General features: G+C 41.5%; 16 protein-coding genes. 10 read left to right on the forward strand and 6 right to left on the reverse strand.

Annotated features, from left to right (window positions below):
- The first annotated feature begins 24 nt into the window (after nt 1-24).
- The 3 genes from FZC79_RS06565 (at nt 25) to FZC79_RS06580 (ending at nt 5746) form a co-directional block, all read left to right on the forward strand.
- On the forward strand, nt 25-3657 hold the full coding sequence (locus FZC79_RS06565; RefSeq protein ID WP_252183265.1) for a dynamin family protein: 3633 nt from the start codon (nt 25-27) through the stop codon (nt 3655-3657).
- A gap of 194 nt (nt 3658-3851) precedes the next feature.
- Complete coding sequence (locus FZC79_RS06575) at nt 3852-4682, forward strand: sulfurtransferase (RefSeq protein ID WP_148946013.1); 831 nt, start codon at nt 3852-3854, stop codon at nt 4680-4682.
- Nucleotides 4683-4882: 200 nt separating this feature from the next.
- Nucleotides 4883-5746 carry a 5'-3' exonuclease gene (locus tag FZC79_RS06580; protein WP_252183277.1) on the forward strand — a complete coding sequence of 288 codons (864 nt, stop codon included), beginning with the start codon at nt 4883-4885 and terminating at the stop codon, nt 5744-5746.
- Between the two features lie 225 nt (nt 5747-5971).
- On the opposite strand, the gene sspL is transcribed toward FZC79_RS06580, so the two are convergent.
- Nucleotides 5972-6112: a small, acid-soluble spore protein L gene (gene sspL, locus FZC79_RS06585; RefSeq protein WP_148938546.1), complete on the reverse strand. Its 141-nt coding sequence runs from the start codon at nt 6110-6112 to the stop codon at nt 5972-5974.
- 303 nt (nt 6113-6415) lie between these two features.
- On the opposite strand from sspL, the gene FZC79_RS06590 reads away from it, so the two are divergent.
- Both FZC79_RS06590 and FZC79_RS06595 read left to right on the forward strand, forming a co-directional pair.
- Nucleotides 6416-6901: a divergent PAP2 family protein gene (locus tag FZC79_RS06590; RefSeq protein ID WP_148946140.1), complete on the forward strand. Its 486-nt coding sequence runs from the start codon at nt 6416-6418 to the stop codon at nt 6899-6901.
- Nucleotides 6902-7453: 552 nt separating this feature from the next.
- Entirely contained in the window at nt 7454-7768 is a 315-nt protein-coding gene (locus tag FZC79_RS06595; protein ID WP_148946141.1) for a DUF6123 family protein, read from the forward strand.
- Between the two features lie 238 nt (nt 7769-8006).
- Here the strand turns inward: FZC79_RS06595 and FZC79_RS23975 are convergent, their stop codons facing one another.
- From FZC79_RS23975 to FZC79_RS06610, 3 genes are all read right to left on the reverse strand, one after another.
- Complete coding sequence (locus FZC79_RS23975; protein ID WP_397541116.1) at nt 8007-8189, reverse strand: hypothetical protein; 183 nt, start codon at nt 8187-8189, stop codon at nt 8007-8009.
- 34 nt (nt 8190-8223) lie between these two features.
- Nucleotides 8224-8628 carry a reverse transcriptase-like protein gene (locus tag FZC79_RS06605; protein ID WP_148946015.1) on the reverse strand — a complete coding sequence of 135 codons (405 nt, stop codon included), beginning with the start codon at nt 8626-8628 and terminating at the stop codon, nt 8224-8226.
- 133 nt (nt 8629-8761) lie between these two features.
- Nucleotides 8762-9439, reverse strand: a complete 678-nt coding sequence (locus tag FZC79_RS06610) for a queuosine precursor transporter (RefSeq protein ID WP_148946016.1) — start codon at nt 9437-9439, stop codon at nt 8762-8764.
- A 352-nt stretch (nt 9440-9791) separates the two neighbouring features.
- On the opposite strand from FZC79_RS06610, the gene FZC79_RS06615 reads away from it, so the two are divergent.
- Both FZC79_RS06615 and FZC79_RS06620 read left to right on the forward strand, forming a co-directional pair.
- Nucleotides 9792-10445: a reverse transcriptase-like protein gene (locus tag FZC79_RS06615; RefSeq protein ID WP_148946017.1), complete on the forward strand. Its 654-nt coding sequence runs from the start codon at nt 9792-9794 to the stop codon at nt 10443-10445.
- A gap of 27 nt (nt 10446-10472) precedes the next feature.
- A complete protein-coding gene (locus FZC79_RS06620) occupies nt 10473-10649 on the forward strand; it encodes a zinc-finger domain-containing protein (protein ID WP_148938541.1) in 177 nt (58 codons plus the stop codon).
- A 113-nt stretch (nt 10650-10762) separates the two neighbouring features.
- Here the strand turns inward: FZC79_RS06620 and cspD are convergent, their stop codons facing one another.
- Nucleotides 10763-10963, reverse strand: coding sequence for a cold-shock protein CspD (gene cspD, locus FZC79_RS06625; RefSeq protein WP_113929350.1), 201 nt, complete (start codon nt 10961-10963; stop codon nt 10763-10765).
- Between the two features lie 334 nt (nt 10964-11297).
- Between cspD and mntR the strand changes: the two genes are divergently transcribed.
- Nucleotides 11298-11720 (forward strand): transcriptional regulator MntR, encoded by a 423-nt coding sequence (mntR, locus tag FZC79_RS06630; protein WP_148946018.1) that lies wholly within the window; start codon nt 11298-11300, stop codon nt 11718-11720.
- Nucleotides 11721-12055: 335 nt separating this feature from the next.
- Here mntR and FZC79_RS06635 read toward each other — a convergent pair whose 3' ends face one another.
- Entirely contained in the window at nt 12056-12274 is a 219-nt protein-coding gene (locus FZC79_RS06635) for a DUF3892 domain-containing protein (protein ID WP_148946019.1), read from the reverse strand.
- Between the two features lie 274 nt (nt 12275-12548).
- Between FZC79_RS06635 and FZC79_RS06640 the strand changes: the two genes are divergently transcribed.
- Nucleotides 12549-13232: a class I SAM-dependent methyltransferase gene (locus FZC79_RS06640; RefSeq protein WP_148946020.1), complete on the forward strand. Its 684-nt coding sequence runs from the start codon at nt 12549-12551 to the stop codon at nt 13230-13232.
- A 14-nt stretch (nt 13233-13246) separates the two neighbouring features.
- The gene (locus FZC79_RS06645; RefSeq protein WP_148946021.1) at nt 13247-13942 is read left to right on the forward strand and encodes an AIM24 family protein; all 696 of its coding nucleotides are present in this window, start codon (nt 13247-13249) and stop codon (nt 13940-13942) included.
- Nucleotides 13943-13945: the final 3 nt, after the last annotated feature.

The following is a 13945-nucleotide window of genomic DNA, read 5'->3' on the forward strand; positions in this document are numbered from 1 at the left end:
CAAAGGTGTAAGGGGAAGGTTCTTTTGCAAACGCTATCAGACAAAAAGACTACAGATAAATTAAATAAACTGGCTTCTCTACATGAAATTCTTATAGATACCGGAGATAAAGAAACGGCTGCCAAAGCCGAACTGCTGGCTCATAAGTTTTGGAAAAATGAATTTATAGCAGGATTCTGCGGACACTTTTCTGCAGGTAAATCGACAATGATCAACGCACTGGCAGGCGAGGAATTGCTGCCTTCAAGCCCGATTCCCACATCTGCAAACCTGGTAAAGCTTCATCATGCAGATTCAGATTTTGCAAAGATTCATTATCATGACCGGAAATCAGTTATTTTCAATGGTGCTTATGACTTCAATATTGTGAAAAGGTATTGTAAAGATGGAGAAAACGTTCAAAGCATTGAGATAGGAAAGAAGGATACTAAGCTTCCTGACGGAGTGACCGTCCTGGATACACCGGGAGTGGACAGTACGGATGATGCTCACCGTATATCAACCGAGTCGGCTCTCCATCTAGCTGATATTGTGTTCTATGTAATGGATTACAACCATGTGCAGTCGCAGCTGAACTTCGAATATGCACGAGAGCTGGCTAACCATGGAGTGAGGCTGTACCTCATAGTAAATCAAATTGATAAACATAACGAAGACGAATTGTCTTTTGAAAATTTCAAGCAATCGGTATCGGAGTCATTCTCAGCATGGCAGGTGAATCCTGAACGGATATTTTTCACTTCTCTCAGGGATACCGATAATCCTGACAATGAATTTTCTGAAGTCAGAAACTTGATCAACAGCCAATTTATGAATAAGGATGAACTTCTTCAGCATTCTTTTGCAGCCGGTGTCAACCTCCTTGCCAGTGAACATGAGCGATGGCTGAAAGAAAACTTAAAGGAGCAGCGCGATTCTCTTGCCGATATACTATCGGATGAAGATTTCCAGAATAAAGAGGCATTGTATCAGCGTGAGTCTCAATTAAGTGAAAAGATTGCCAGAAACAGTTCTAAGCACTACGTCGATATCTTTGACGAGGAAAGAGAAAAGATTCTTAAGAACGCTTATTTAATGCCATTCGAAACAAGGGAATCCGCCAAAAGGTATCTGGAATCACTTCAAGATGATTTCAAGGTAGGGATGATCTTTGCCAAGAAGAAAACAGAAGAAGAGCGGCATCAGCGTATGAAAGAGCTGATCCGTAATCTTGGAAGTAATGTTCAGTCCCAGCTGGAGTGGCATTTGCGTGGATTAGGCAGTCTTGTGATGAAAAAGGCTGGATTTCATAACGAAGGTTTAATTGCCAAATCAGAAGGACTGACCGTGCAAGTTACAGAAGAAGATTTAAAGGAAACGGCAAGGCCCGGTGCCAGGGTGACTGGAGAGTATGTCCTTAATTACTGTGAAGAACTGGCAGGAAAGCTGAAAAGAAAAGCAAGAAATGAAACGGAAGAATTAAAAAACAGCCTTATTGAGTTGGTTGAAGCAGAAAAAGACCAAGAAAATGAAGAATTAGGTTTAAAGTATAAGGAGATAAAACAGAAAACCGATGCTTTGAGAAAGCTTGAATTTATTAATGAAGACTTGGAAATCAAGATCAATAACCTTCAGAGCATCATTCAAGATAAAGTAAATCTTCCATCAACAGAGATGATCAACCAGTGGGATGAAGAGTGGGAAAAGAAAGAGAAAGACTATATCTTGTATACTGAAGATCTTGTAGAAGATGAGTTGCTCGAAAACGAAACGGCTGCCTCAGAGATTGAAGAAAAACAATCAGAAGCTGACAACCGGAACCTTTCACTGGAACCATTGATTCAGCGTTTGAATGTAATGGGGTCAAAATTTGAAACCATCAACGGGTTAAAACAAACAGCTCAAGTGTTGCAAAAGAAGGCAGAAAGGCTTCAGGATCAACAATTTACCATTGCGTTATTCGGTGCCTTCAGTGCCGGAAAATCTTCTTTTGCCAATGCGCTTCTGGGAAGCAAGGTGCTGCCGGTAAGCCCAAATCCTACTACTGCTTCCATCAATCGTATCAGGCCGCCTATGAATGGAAATCATCATGGAACGGCAAAAGTGTTCTTGAAAAGCGAGAAGGAAATGTTGATAGACGTCCAGAATTCAATGAAAGTCTTCAAGTACCATGCCGATTCACTTAGTGAAGCTGCAGAGCGCATTCCTGAACTGTTAAACAGCAAAGATGGAGAAGGAAAGGAGAAAGTCCATCTTTCGTTCCTTGCCGCGTTTTTAAGGGGATACTCTGACTATCGTTCACAGCTTGGTGAGGTACTAAAAGTCGATTTGGAGGAATTTAAGGGATTTGTAGCAAATGAAAGTCAGTCTTGTTTCGTAGAATCAATTGATCTTTTCTACGATTCTCCTATTACCAGGCAGGGAATCACCTTGGTAGATACTCCTGGAGCTGATTCAATCAATGCCAGACATACCGGGGTGGCTTTCCAATATATCAAAAATTCTGATGCGATTCTGTTTGTAACCTATTATAATCATGCTTTTGCAAAAGCAGATCGTGAATTCCTGATCCAGCTTGGCAGGGTGAAGGATGCTTTTGAAATGGATAAGATGTTCTTCGTTGTCAATGCGGTGGACCTTGCAAAAGACGAGAACGAAAAGCATGAAGTTATTGATTATGTAAAAAACCAGCTAGTTGAGTACGGAATTCGTTTTCCAAGAATTTTTGGAGTGTCTTCCAAGCTGGCAATAGAGGAAGAGAACGCAAGTCTTTCCGGTATGGACTTATTCAAAGAAGATTTCGATCAATTTATAGATGGTGAATTAAAGTGGATGGCAGCTCAATCTGCAGAAGCAGAGTGGAAGAGGGGATTAGAGCGATTAAGAACACTGATCGAGAACTCTTCCATGGATGAGCAGAAGCGTGATGCGAGAAGAGAAGAATTGCTGCTGCTTAGAGAAAAACTGAAAGACTTTCTGAAGAGCGAGGCTCCGGAAAGCATAAAGCTGCGTGTAACTCAAGAGATTAAAGAGCTGATTCATTATGTGAAACAAAGAGTGTTCTTGCGTTTTTCAGATTTTTTTAAGGAAGCATTTCATCCGGCTCTTTTTTCGCAGCATTCCACTTCAAAGGCAGCACTTCACTCGGCACTTGAAGAACTTCTTGATTCAACAGGCTTTGATTTTGCTCAGGAGATGAGGGCAACCACTTTAAGAGCAGAAAAATTCGCAGAAAAACAGCTGAGTTCACAATTCGAAGTATACCTGGAAAAAATCAGTAAGCTGCAGGAAGACCTTGTAATGTCTCCTTATGAAAAGGAAGACCCTGAAGCCCTTGATTTTTCAAAGGCGTTTTCAGAAATTGAAAGGGAACGGTTTCAGCCGGCATTAAAGCTGTTCAAGAATTCAAAAGACTTTTTTGAGAATAACGGCAAGAAAAAAGTAATGGAAAAGCTGAAGGATGATTTGGAGTTGCCGGCTGATCATTATCTTGAAGAATCTAAAGACATCATTCTTAAGTGGGCTTTGGAATTCATGGAAATGGAGCATAGACGGATGACGGACTCCTTATTATCTCAATCTGCTGATCAAATCGACTCTTGGCTGGAAGCGCTGCAGTCCGTTGAAAACCTTGAGACGTGGAAGGCCGTATACACAGAACTGTCTTCGTACAGCTAAGGGGGAGCAGCATATGAAGAAGAGCCGATTTCATGCCTGTGCCACCTGCGAGCATTTTTCTGCCAAAAGGGTAAGCGGAGAGATGCTCTACCAATGCACAAGGCTTGGTTTTGAGACTCAGCCCCAATATGAGTTCAACTGCTGGAGTCCTAAAGAACATATTAGGAACCTTATGAGAAAGGAGGAGGATTCTGATGGAGCATATTAAAGAAATAGAGTGGCTCTCGTCCAATTATCTCAGTGAAAATGTCAGGATCTTAGACTGCCGATATAAATTGGGAGAACCTCATTATGGCAAAACACTTTTTCAAGAAGCGCACATTCCCGGGGCGGTTTATTTTGATCTGGAAGAAGATCTTTCAGGCGAAATTAAGGTGCACGGAGGACGTCATCCGCTTCCTGATATAGACGATTTTGTCCAGAAGCTGCAAAATGCCGGAATAACGAACACAACTAAAGTCATTGCCTATGATTCTGGTGAAGGAGCATTTGCGGCACGGTGCTGGTGGATGTTAAAGTACCTCGGCCACAAGGAAGCATTTATTTTAAATGGCGGCTTTGAAGCCTGGAAGAATGAAGGCTTTGAAGTATCATCGGAAATGACTGAGTTTTCTCCTGAAGAATACCACCCGGATATGCAGGCGGATATGTCAGCGGCTGTGGAGGATGTCAGATTGATATCGGACGGAGAAGCAGAAGGAAGGCTGGTCGATTCAAGAGCCAAGGACCGGTATTTAGGGCGTATTGAACCAATTGATAAAGTTGCCGGCCATATTCCGGGAGCTGTAAACTATGATTGGACAGAAGCGTTCAAAAATGGCAGCTTTCTTTCTAAAGAGAATCACCAAAAAAGATGGGTGGATATCAATAAGGATGAGCCGATCATTGTTTATTGCGGTTCAGGAGTTACCGCTGCTGCGAATATTCTTTCCTTGTGGACAGCAGGGTATAAAAATGCAAAGCTCTATACAGGCAGCTACAGTGACTGGGTATCTTATGAGGAAAATAGTGTGGAAACGGAATAATAGACAGGGTTGACCAAAGGCCGGGCATCCAAAAGGAGCCGGTCTTTTTTTGTTTATTGTGAGAATCAGACTATATGTGATTCGTCCTTCTCCTAAGAATTCCTAAAAAAATTCATACGGAAATATGTTATAATGCTAAGGTGAACAAAGGAGTGGTTAAAGTGGAAAAACATAACGAACATTTATTATTGATAGATGGTATGGCATTATTATTTCGCTCATTTTTTGCTACTGCCGTTTCAGGGCAATTTATGATTAACTCGAAAGGCCAGCCTACAAACGGGGTTCAGGGGTTCATGAAGCACCTTCTGATGGCCGTGGAGCATATCGGGCCGACACATACAGCAGTCTGCTGGGATATGGGAAGCTCGACATTCCGTAATGAAATTTATTCAGACTACAAATCTAACCGAAATGCACCTCCTGTTGAGTTGATTCCTCAATTCGACCTTGCAAAAGAGGTGGCAGAAGGGTTTGCTCTTTATAATATAGGTTTAAGCGGCTTTGAAGCAGACGATTGTATAGGTACCATTGCCAAAAGTGCCACTAAAGAAACAAAAGTATCGATCTTGAGCGGTGACCAGGATTTGCTGCAGCTGCTGGATGATAATATAGATGTAGTTCTATTGAAAAAGGGCTTCGGTAACTATCACACGTATTCAAAAGACTACTTTATTGAAGAAAAAGGGCTGACTCCCTCTCAGTTCATTGACGTTAAAGCGCTTATGGGCGATACGAGCGACGGATATCCTGGTGTAAAAGGAATCGGCGAAAAGACAGCGGTAAAACTGATTCAGGAACATCAGCATATCCAGGGAATCCTTGAGGGGATCCACCTTCTTACGCCGGCTCAACGAAAGAAAATTGAGGCTGATCTCGACATGCTTCATGTATCCCGCCAGCTAGCTGAAATTAAATGCGATGTCCCTCTGAAATTCAATATGGAATCTGCCAAATGGGAAGCGATAGCTCCTGATGCTATTTCCATGATGGACGAGCTTGAGTTAAGAGTACTGAGAAGATATCTGGTCGGGAAAGACCATTTGCTCAGTCAGCATGCTTAATATTTCAAAAGGGACTTTTCAAAAGCAGTATGCCTTTGAAGAGTCCCTTTTTTTATCTATTACCTTTAGGTGGCACTGACTTCATGGTATGTTTTGCTGGCTAATCGCACCATTATCTACGAGTTGCTCTGACTTAAGGGTATGTTTTTTGGCTAATCGCACCATTATCTAGGAGCTGCTCTGACTTAATGGTATGTTTTTTGGCTAATCGTATCAGATTAAAACTTATCTTTTCGTGTTGGAGTGTTTGGCTCTGTTTTCAAGTTCCGTTTTAGGGTCGGGAGTTTTTACGCCATCTTGTCCGAATCCTTGCGGGTTAACACCTGGTGCCTTGGTGCCTCTGTTATTACTATGGTTTTTGCTCATAATCTCACCTCCGTTTTTATTTTCGCCACTAGTGATGGTTTTAATGTAAGTCTCTTTTCGTAAACTTTGCTGCTATTTCAAACTAATTTGAAAAAATAACCATAATCCACCGGAATTACCTCGTAAATAGGAAAAAAAGCTGCTCTCTCAGATCTGAGAGAAAACCCTTAGAGTATGGGGGAAATCCGGTCTTGGGATTTTTTTTGAAAGCAACAATGTATGCGAATACAGCCTAATGTAATTAAATCAATTGGACACACTATTGGGGTAAATACTTTTAGAACGAGAGGCAGGCGTTTCATGATGAATAGAGGAGTCGTTACGGCCTTATTGAGCATTGTTGCAGCTCAAGGTTTAAAGATTCCATTGTATTATCTCAAAACAGGAAAATGGAATCCCATGCTGTTATTTCAGACCGGGGGGATGCCAAGCTCCCATTCAGCAGGGGTTTCCTCTTTGACCACTTTTATAGCATTAAAAAAGGGATTTTCAACTATCGACTTTGCTCTTTCCTTCGTTTTTGGGCTGATTGTCATGTACGATGCCCAAGGGATTCGCAGGCAAACAGGTGAACTGACTTTAAAGGTGAATTCCCTGGACGAACTGGTAAGCAAAGCCGACCAGAACCGGGCCATTCCCTTTGAAGAAAAGCCAAAGAAACTAAAAGAAATGCTGGGCCATCAGCCGGCAGAAGTAGTCGGCGGTGCCATCTTCGGCTCCCTCCTAGGCGCAGCCAGCTTCCACCTCGAAAAAAAACAAAGACAAAAAAGAAAATATTTTGTAAGATAGAATCAAAAGCGGAAGTGCCCCGTTCAGCGGCGTACGGACTGTACCAGCTCCGCATGAGATAAAGGAAACACAACGAACGAAGTGAGTTGATGTTGACTTATCGCAAGGAGGAGATGGGCAGTACGCTAGCCGTTGGGGCATTGAAGCTGGCCGAATCAAAAGCAGAAGCGGCCGTTCAGCGACGTACAGATTTCAGAGCTTCCGCATGAGATAAAGGAAACACGGAGAGCGAAGCGATCCGATGTTGACTTATCGCAAGGAGGAAGAACGAAATCTGCTAGTCGTTGGCCGCTGTAGCTGGCCGAATCAAAAGCGGAAGTGCCCCGTTCAGCGGCGTACGGACTGTACCAGCTCCGCATGAGATAAAGGAAACACAACGAACGAAGTGAGTTGATGTTGACTTATCGCAAGGAGGAGATGGGCAGTACGCTAGCCGTTGGGGCACTGTAGCTGGCCGGGATCAAAAGCGGAAGCGGCCGTTCAGCGGCGTACAGATTTCAGGGCTTCCGCTTAAATCAAATACTGATGTCAGGGAAAGATAAATACATACAAATGAGTTCTAATCTAATATGCAGGGTGAGGAAAATAGTGAAATACAGTAAACAAACAACTGAAGACTTTCTTATTCATTTAGAGAACAAAGGATTCAAATTCGGGGAAGATGCAATCGGTTTTATATATTTTGGAAAGCGGTCATTAAATGCCTCTGATGAAATTGTTAATACTGCTATTGAAATTACTTTAAAGGCGCAAAAGGGGTTCGATAACAGCTTTTATATGTCTTTTTTGGAAACCTTGCATTCCAGCAAAATCACGACAAGACAGGACGCTTGGAAGCATGCGGAAAGCCTGAAACTGCTGGCCTGAGTCACGGGGCTTTTGCGTGGTCTTTAATCCTGTAAGAAAGTAACTGAAAAAAGCTATCCTCAAGAATAAAATATTCAAAACAAAAAAGCTTGGGAAACCCAAGCTTTTTTGTTTAATTTGAATTGTTGATTCATACTCCCAACGTAAGCTATTTGGTTTAAGCGTCATATTAAGAGGAGGAAAAACTGGTAACACCGAAAAAGAAAAGAGCTACTCTCCCTCGATAAGAGATAAATTCTTAGTGTCCGGGGATATCCGAAAGCAGCAATTTATGCGAGAACAGCCTTCTTTTATAAGCAAATGCAAAAGTGCGAGAAGAAAGAATCCAGCATGGAAACCGGACTGTGTTCAATGTGAACGGCGGCAGTGATGAGATAGCGCTCTGTATGACAACAAATGTTGTTCCCCAAACAAATGCCACCGCCAGCAGTGACAGGTCTGCCCCCAGCTTATTTCTATTCTTCTGCAGCCTCAATGTTCAAGTGGATGGCTTTTCGTGCAAGTTCATCGGCTCTTTTGTTTTCTTTACTAGGTATCCATTTAATAAAAAATAAATCAAATTCTCTTGAGAGGAGAAGAATTTGTTCCAAAAGCGGCCTATACTTTTTGTTTTTTGCAAATTCTTTTTCGACAGCATTGACTACTGCCTGAGAATCACTCCGGAAAGACAGCACACCGTAATTTTTTTCTTTGCAGATTTGTAGTGCTTTAATACAAGCAAGAAACTCTGCTTCGTGATTCTCCTTTATGCCCAATGGGATGGAATAAGAGTGGTTATCTCCATTATTTTTTATAAAAATTCCTGCACCGCTTTGACCGGGATCTCCAGCACTCGCTCCATCTATGTATACTTCAATCATTTTTTCACCTCGACTATGTTAACTATTATATTTAGTTTAATCAGAAGTACAAAAAACATCAATTATAACAATGGTTCCCGGCAATAGAAAAGCCGCTTGAATACTCAGGGTAAGTTCCAAGCGGCAGGAGCAATCAGTCTTTTGGTGAGATCCTTTTCGCCAAATAGCCAAAGGGAGTATCGATAACTGACACAATCCATTTTAATAAATAAGTCGTGAAAGCAATTTGTATCCATACCTCAAAAGGAAATTCGCCTAAAAAGGCAATAGAGGTGAACACAAGAGTATCAAGCAGTTGGCTGATCATGGTGCTTCCATTATTGCGAATCCAGAATTGGGAGTCCCTTGGGAATTTTTTCTTTAGAAATGCAAAAATATAAACATCCGCAAATTGGCTTACCAGGTAGGCGCCAAGGCTTCCTAAAGCGATTCGCGGAATCATGCCGAAGACTGTTTCCAGTGAGCCCTGTGCAAAGTCATCAGGATGAGGTTCGAAGAGCAGAGCCAGCTGCATGATGATCGTCATCGTCAATAATGTGAAGAAGCCAAGCCAAACCGCTTTTTGCGCCTCTTTTTTCCCGTACTTCTCATTCAGTATATCGGTGACGAGGAAGGCGGTCCCGTACATAGCATTTCCGAGGGTGGCGGTCAGCCCGAAAACCTCGATGGTTTTAATGACCTGTAAATTGGCTAATATAGTTGAGACGCCTATCCAGACAAAGAGGCCGGTCTTTCCGAACATCCGGTACATTGCCAGGACAAGGATGAAATTGACAAGAATAAATAAAAGTCCAAACCATTCATTAAACATAACAGCATCTCCCTGTAATTATAGTGAATTAATGCATATACTATAAACAATCAATAGTATATATTCTTAACGCAAAGCAGACTAAATACGCACTAATAAAATATAGCTGTTTTCGCATAGATTGTTGCTTTCGGATGTCCCTGGATATTAAGGGATTTTTCTCTAAGCGTTAAAAGCAGCTCTTTTCTTTTCATGATTACCAGGTTATTAAGGTAATTAATGAATAGTTTTTTTGGAATTAGAATCAGATAGCAACAAAGTTTACGAAAAGAGCTAAAATAAAAAGACCTTGTACATTATACATAGTTAAGACAAATCGGACAAATAGGAAGACTGAAAGGAGAGGGAACCCATGAAAATGAAAGTGATTTGGAATTACAACGGAAAGATTCCGGAGAAGATCACATTTGAATCTGATTGGATGAATAGGAAATTTGTGGATTATTTAATTGAAGACCTAATGAGAACGGGGAGAGCGAAGAATATCATTATCCGCGATGAAATGGAGAATGAGTGGAGCAGAAAAGAGTTTCTTAAATTGAATGAAGAGCTCGAACAGGAACCAGAAGATATTACAGTTTATTTTGATGGCGGATACGATAAAGAAAATGCGCTTGCCGGTCTTGGGATGGTGATATACTATCAAAAAGGCGGGGAGGATTTCAGAATCAGGAAGAACGAAAAACTTCTCGAGATTGATAATAATAATGAAGCTGAATATGCTGCTCTTTATTCCTGCATGGGTCTGCTCGAAGAACTAGGTGTTCACCACGTACCTTGTGTGATAAAAGGGGATTCACAGGTGGTATTGAAACAGCTTGAAGGAGAATGGCCCTGCTATGAAGAATCATTGAATAATTGGCTCGACCGCATTGAAACAAAAATTAAATCACTTGGCATCAGGCCTGTCTATGAGGCAATTGGCCGGAAAGAAAATAAAGAAGCAGATCATTTGGCAAATCAAGCGCTGCAGGATACATTTATCCACAGCCACTCTAAATATTAAGTACGGCATAGAAGAAAGGTGATGAACGTGGAACGAACTCAAGTCATTGGAAAACTGGACGAAATTCATGCCACATACTGTGAGGACTGTCTGTTGAAAGCACACTTCAGAAAGGAGCATGGCAAAACCTACGCTCATCGCTTTTGCATAGAAAAATGCACAGTCGGCCAGGAGATCAAGGAATTGGGAAAGAACTTAACTTAGAAGGGCAGTGCAAAGAAGCTTTAAACAAGCTTCTTTTTTATATTTTTATTCTTGGAGAAAATAAAAAAGGAAGCTGCCAATACAGCTTCCTTTACTATCTATAATAGTCGAAATTATAATTTAGTTACGTTAGCAGCTTGAGGTCCGCGGTTGCCTTCTACGATTTCGAAAGAAACTTCCTGACCTTCTTCTAATGATTTGAAACCTTCACCTTGGATAGCAGTGAAATGAACAAATACATCGTCTCCGCCTTCTACTTCGATGAATCCAAAACCTTTTTCGTTATTGAACCATTTTACTTTACCGTTTTGCATAATACTGTTCCTCCTAAATCTTTCAAGCACATTCTTGTGCTCTTGGAAATATTATCATTATAAGAACCTTTTGTCAGTCTCATCAGAAGAAGACATAGAATTCTGTAAATGATGTCTTAAATATACAATACGGTGTTCCAATGAGTCAAGGAAGTTAGCGAAGATTTTGTGAGAAAATTTAAACGTTTTCATCTATTTCCTTTTACCCTAGGAAAATGGCGGTAAAGGTCTCACTTCAGGTGTTAAGAAACAAGGCCTTTGTCACTTGCGGTTGTATTCAAGAAGCATCTATAGTAAACTTTTAATGATATTTTACCAATGTGGAGGGTTCGATATGCCAACGCCAAGTATGGAAGATTATATAGAACAGATCTATTTACTGATCGATAATAAAGGATACGCCAGAGTTTCAGATATAGCTGATGCCCTGTCTGTCCATCCCTCCTCAGTAACCAAGATGGTACAGAAGTTAGATAAAGATGATTATCTTGTATATGAAAAATACCGGGGGCTTGTATTGACTGCCAAGGGAACCAAGATCGGAAAAAGACTGGTTTTCAGGCATGAGCTCCTGGAACAATTCTTAAATATTATCGGTGTGAAAGAAGAAAATATTTATGAGGATGTTGAAGGAATAGAACATCATTTAAGCTGGGATTCGATCGACAGAATCGGAGATCTTGTACAGCTTTTCGAGGAAAATGATGAGCTCCTTAAAAGCTTAAAGGATATACAGGCTAAAAATGAAAACGAATGAAAAGAGGACGATTTCCTAAATCGTCCTCTTTTTGATCACACTCTTCGTTAAGGGCTGGTCCCGCTTAGTTTTCTGCTTTCGGGTATTCTCGGATGCTAAGAAGGGTGTATTCTCTAAACAACAAAGCTGCTTATTTCTTTTATTTCATCTGACTAATGGCGATGATTAATCAAATTTTAGTATAAATGGCGAATAGAGCCTGGGAAAGAAGGGTGCATGACTCTGGGGACTGAAGGCAGTTCTCCCATGCTCACCCCGCTAGTCATGCAGCAGCTGAAAACCTTCCTCTCCCATCCCTGTTCAATGAGTACCAAGAACATTATTGTACTTGATACTCAAAAAATCTCCGGCAAATCGGAAAATCCTGTATCACCGTCTACGCTGCTCGATAAATGGGTCATTCCATCTTCATCAAGTCCGAAGCTGACTCCGGTTAAACTTCCTTCTTGAGCCTCCATCAAAGCCTTTTGATAGGAGATGATCCTCCCTGACGAGGTCTGAAAACTGATGATCTGTCCGTCATGTTTCCTTTGAATCTTTGTGATTTCCTCCATCGTTTACCCATCCTTTAAATTATTTTCACACCTAGTATGGTCAAAAAAAGCAAATTTAAAAGGGGGTTTTGGAAATTGCCCGGAGCATGCTGTTTGACTTAGAGATGGTTGCTTGAGGACGCCTCTTTCTCCCTATCGGCTGCATATGGCCAATCAGAGAAAAATAACACCCAAGAAAGAAGGCGCGAAAAGAAGGATTTTGGAAATCTATTGAGAAAAGAGTAGTGATGGGAAATTTACTTACATACCTTAATGGCAAAGCAGGTGACAGACAGTGAAAAAGAATGAATGGCATCATAGTGCGCAAGAGCGCTGGAATAACAATGCAGGAAACTGGCATAGCAGAAGTGTGAACATGTGGACAGAGGGCAGCAGGAAAGAGATTATACCGTTCATGGTAAAACATCTAACGGAAGGCAGCAAGGTAGCCGACTTAGGCTGCGGAGATGGATTTGGCTCCTATTTACTGTATGAAAAGGGGTATAAAGTGACAGGGATGGACTTGTCAGAAAAAATGGTTGAAATCGCCAAAAAGCAAGAAAAGGACGGATTAAGTTTTATTCAGGGAGACCTTTCGAAGCCTCCCTTTGAGAAAGAAGAATTTGACGCAGTCATGATGATTAATTCTTTGGAATGGACAGAAAATCCTCTTCACGCATTGAAGGAAGTTAAAGGACTTGTGAAACAGAATGGCATGTTATGCATAGGAATTCTCGGTCCGACGGCTCACCCTAGGGAAAACTCATTCCCCCGGTTATACGGTGAAAAAGTTATTTGTAATACCATGATGCCGTGGGAGCTTGAAAAACTTGCTCTTGATAGTGGAATGGTGAAAGACGACGAGATATGGGTTTATAAACAGGGTGTTCCTGAGAAGCATATAGAGAATCTTTCCTCTGAATTAAAACAGGCATTATCATTCATGACCTTATTCATGTTCAGAATACAAGACAACTAACGGGAGGTACGGATATGAAACAGCGTTTTTCTATAGATGAATTTATCAAACAGACACAACAGGAAGATAAAGGTGAAGGATTATTTGAATTGGAAACACCAAGGATGCTCGAAGTTAACCTGGATGGTGATGTCTGGGCGAAAATGGGCGCAATGGTTTCCTACAGAGGCTCCATCAAATTCGAGAGAGAGGGCGTACTTGAACACGGATTGGGCAAGATGTTCAAAAAGGCATTTACAGGTGAGGGCACTTCCTTAATGAAAGCAGCGGGTCAAGGAAAACTGTATCTTGCTGATCAAGGGAAGAAAATTTCCATCCTTCATTTGAACAATGAGTCGATTTATGTGAACGGAAATGACTTGCTGGCGTTTCAGCCAGGAATGAAGTGGGATATTAAACTGATGAGAAGAGTAGCGGGCATGATGGCAGGCGGTTTGTTCAATGTACACATCGAGGGAACCGGGATGGTTGCTATTACATCACATTACGAACCTTTGACACTGATTGTGAGGCCGGGCAGCCCAGTCTATACCGACCCTAATGCTACCGTAGCTTGGTCAGGTGATCTTGAGCCTGATTTTGTGACAGATGTCTCTTTGAAGACCTTCTTCGGGCGAGGAAGCGGCGAATCCATACAAATGAAGTTTGAAGGAGAAGGGTTTGTTGTGGTTCAGCCATTTGAGGAAGTGTATTACACCGAGCAGCAATAAAGG

Source organism: Rossellomorea vietnamensis, from assembly GCF_008180615.1.
GTDB classification, from domain to species: domain Bacteria; phylum Bacillota; class Bacilli; order Bacillales; family Bacillaceae_B; genus Rossellomorea; species Rossellomorea vietnamensis_D.

Bases quoted from the DNA above. Each gene is read 5' to 3' on its own strand.
- FZC79_RS06575 (WP_148946013.1), top strand. From the start codon at position 3,852: ATGGAGCATATTAAAGAAATAGAGTGGCTCTCGTCCAATTATCTCAGT.
- FZC79_RS06580 (WP_252183277.1), top strand. From the start codon at position 4,883: ATGGCATTATTATTTCGCTCATTTTTTGCTACTGCCGTTTCAGGGCAA.
- sspL (WP_148938546.1), bottom strand. From the start codon at position 6,112: ATGAGCAAAAACCATAGTAATAACAGAGGCACCAAGGCACCAGGTGTT.
- FZC79_RS06590 (WP_148946140.1), top strand. From the start codon at position 6,416: ATGAATAGAGGAGTCGTTACGGCCTTATTGAGCATTGTTGCAGCTCAA.
- FZC79_RS06595 (WP_148946141.1), top strand. From the start codon at position 7,454: ATGAGTTCTAATCTAATATGCAGGGTGAGGAAAATAGTGAAATACAGT.
- FZC79_RS06605 (WP_148946015.1), bottom strand. From the start codon at position 8,628: ATGATTGAAGTATACATAGATGGAGCGAGTGCTGGAGATCCCGGTCAA.
- FZC79_RS06610 (WP_148946016.1), bottom strand. From the start codon at position 9,439: ATGTTTAATGAATGGTTTGGACTTTTATTTATTCTTGTCAATTTCATC.
- FZC79_RS06615 (WP_148946017.1), top strand. From the start codon at position 9,792: ATGAAAATGAAAGTGATTTGGAATTACAACGGAAAGATTCCGGAGAAG.
- cspD (WP_113929350.1), bottom strand. From the start codon at position 10,963: ATGCAAAACGGTAAAGTAAAATGGTTCAATAACGAAAAAGGTTTTGGA.
- mntR (WP_148946018.1), top strand. From the start codon at position 11,298: ATGCCAACGCCAAGTATGGAAGATTATATAGAACAGATCTATTTACTG.
- FZC79_RS06635 (WP_148946019.1), bottom strand. From the start codon at position 12,274: ATGGAGGAAATCACAAAGATTCAAAGGAAACATGACGGACAGATCATC.
- FZC79_RS06645 (WP_148946021.1), top strand. From the start codon at position 13,247: ATGAAACAGCGTTTTTCTATAGATGAATTTATCAAACAGACACAACAG.